Here is a 2,345-nt window from a genome sequence, read left to right as displayed (position 1 = left end):
ATGGACCCGGTGCTCCCGGACTCCTACGGCGACCTGCACATCACCAACGCGCCCCTGGCCGGCGGCCGGATCACCATCGACATTTCCGGTTCCGCCGTGAGGATCCAGGGGCTGCCCGACGGCATGGTGCTCCACCGCGGGCAGCGACCGTGGATGGCCGACCTGGTGGAGCAGGCCAGACTGCGCACGAAGATGTAAGCCGGGCCGGCAGCCATCAGGTAGCCGCGTGAGGGACTGCTGCTGGAGTCAGACCATCCCGCTGTTGGACTCAAACAACCGCACCGGCGGGTGGGGATGGCTGGGCCGATGGATCCGGTGAGGAACCCGAACCCGCGTTCCATGACGGCTGTGCCGTCTCCGTCGTCAGGCGCCATGGAATCCTCGCCAGCGGACCCGGCCGCAAACATGATCGGCCTCGCTGCTTGAGCTGCTGCTTCACGGTGTGTGGGAAAACGCCTGGCCGGAAAAGGAAGCGGGAACCGCATAAACGGTTCCCGCCTCCCATGTCCTTGTTGCGTCAGGCAGTTTGTTTCTCCCCAATCGTCTCCGGGCTGGCAAGTGTCCGGCGAATATTCGGCTCCGCCCCCGCCTTCCGCATTACCGCCATCATCGCGTGCAGTGCCGGCCCTTGCGGGGCGGTCACCGGCTCGTCCGCAGGTTCGGCCAGCGGGACGCCTGGCCTCGTCGTCGGCGGATGAGTGGAGGGCAAAGCTGCTTTGACACGGATCGGGCAGAGGACCGGGTCCGCTCTTGCCCGCTCCCCACCGGTTCAGCCCCGCTCCGGGTCTTTCGTGCCTTGCCTTGGGTCAGGGCCCGGCTGGTTTAATGTCATCCGCCCGGCGGGAATTGCCTGGGGACCAGGGAGTTCCCGCCGGGCGGATGGTGTTTGTGGTGCGGTATATTCGGGCCGGTCAGTCCGTGCGGACCGTGCGGGGGTCGATGTTCCGGGCGGCGAAGATGAGCAGGCCGGAGGCCAGGATCGGCAGGACGCCCCACCATAATGTCGCGTTAATCCAGCCGCCGCCGGCGGCAAGGGTGGCGGTGATCAGGAGGCCGCCGAGGATCGCCCCAACCTGACCGGAGGCGTTGATAATCGAGCTGCCCGTGGCACGGGTGTGGACGGGGAAGCTCTCGCCGGTGAAGAACAGCAGGGCCGAAAAGGGGCCGATCAGGAAGAACAGTCCGGCACTGTACAGCCCGACGATGAGCGGGAAGTTTCCGTTCGGGGCCTGGAGCATGATGAAGAAGGAGACGGCACACAGGATCCAGCCGATCCCGAATGTCCTGGCATTCAATGCCCCGGCCGCGCCCCAAGCGGCCGCCCGTATCGCCACGGCACTTGGCCAAAGGAACGCCATTGAAGGCCTGAACCAGCTCCGGAAAGTACTCGGCGCCCCCACCGCGCTGAGGGACTACGGCCTGAAACAGGACAACCTCGAAGAGGCCGCCGACATGATCCTGCCCGCGATTCCGTCGTCCAATCCGCGCGCCACAACACGAAAGGACCTGCTTGCGATACTGCGGGCAGCCTGGAGCGGCACGGCCCCGACATCGGAGCAACCCCAACAGCCACTCCCGGTGAAGCCTCCTCGTACGCCTGCAAACCACCTGGTGAGTGAAGCCGGCGTCGGTTAGTGGATACCAGCAACACCGCACTTCCTGGAGATGGACGCCAGGAACCAAAGGCAATCGCACCATGACGGACAACACCGGCAGCGTTCTCGACGCCGCCGCCCTCCGACGCGGCGATCACATCGACATCCACGGGAACGGGCATATTCACTACAGCGGACACGTCGAGGACATCACGCCGCAGCTCACGGATCGCGTGGATCCGGGAACTGCAAACCGGGGAACGCAGAATGCTCTTCACCAACGAGTACCGCATCAGCACGCGGCGGAACACGAGCACGCCAATCAGTCCGGCCGTGAGGAACCGGACGCCGACGAAAAAGAACGGGCCGCTGTGCTTCATCGCGGCGTGGAGGAGCAGGAAGGCGGTGCCCCAGACCATGGTGAGATTCCGATCAGGGTGAGTTCCCACCGGGTGGGCCGGAACCGAGGTCGCCGAACCCGTTACAGGGGGCCGCTTCTCAGCAATCCCTGGCGCGGCCACCCCGGAGGCTCCCGGGCCGCATCGGCCTTCGTCAAGCCTTTCGGCGCCGTTCGGCCTGCGCCAGCAAATCGGCCATCCAGGGCCGTTGCCCGCGGTGGAGCACCATGCCTTCGGGCAGCCCCTGGACGGAGACGCTGGTACCGGACGCATCGATGGTGATCCGCCCGGCGCCCATGGGCGCGTTGGTGATGTGCAGGTCGCCGAAGGACTCCGGGAGCACCGGGTCCAG

Annotated in this window: 4 protein-coding genes; 2 read left to right on the top strand and 2 right to left on the bottom strand. The window is 66.1% G+C overall.

Annotation, left to right across the window (positions count from 1 at the left end; all coding sequences use genetic code 11):
• The coding region (locus ACFQ36_RS22215; protein ID WP_377017657.1) for a hypothetical protein at window positions 1–198 on the top strand (198 nt) is incomplete at its 5' end.
• A 713-nt stretch (window positions 199–911) separates the two neighbouring features.
• On the opposite strand, the gene ACFQ36_RS22210 is transcribed toward ACFQ36_RS22215, so the two are convergent.
• On the bottom strand, window positions 912–1,238 hold the full coding sequence (locus ACFQ36_RS22210) for a hypothetical protein (RefSeq protein ID WP_377017655.1): 327 nt from the start codon (window positions 1,236–1,238) through the stop codon (window positions 912–914).
• Window position 1,239: 1 nt separating this feature from the next.
• On the opposite strand from ACFQ36_RS22210, the gene ACFQ36_RS22205 reads away from it, so the two are divergent.
• Window positions 1,240–1,635 (top strand): iron-containing alcohol dehydrogenase, encoded by a 396-nt coding sequence (locus ACFQ36_RS22205; protein WP_377017653.1) that lies wholly within the window; start codon window positions 1,240–1,242, stop codon window positions 1,633–1,635.
• A 512-nt stretch (window positions 1,636–2,147) separates the two neighbouring features.
• Here ACFQ36_RS22205 and ACFQ36_RS22200 read toward each other — a convergent pair.
• Window positions 2,148–2,345, bottom strand: a 198-nt coding sequence (locus ACFQ36_RS22200; RefSeq protein ID WP_377017651.1) for a hypothetical protein, incomplete at its 5' end; no start/stop codon positions are given.

The organism is Arthrobacter sp. GCM10027362 (genome assembly GCF_042679445.1).
Taxonomy (GTDB): Bacteria; Actinomycetota; Actinomycetes; order Actinomycetales; family Micrococcaceae; genus Crystallibacter.
This window is presented reverse-complemented; position numbering and strand designations above follow the sequence as displayed.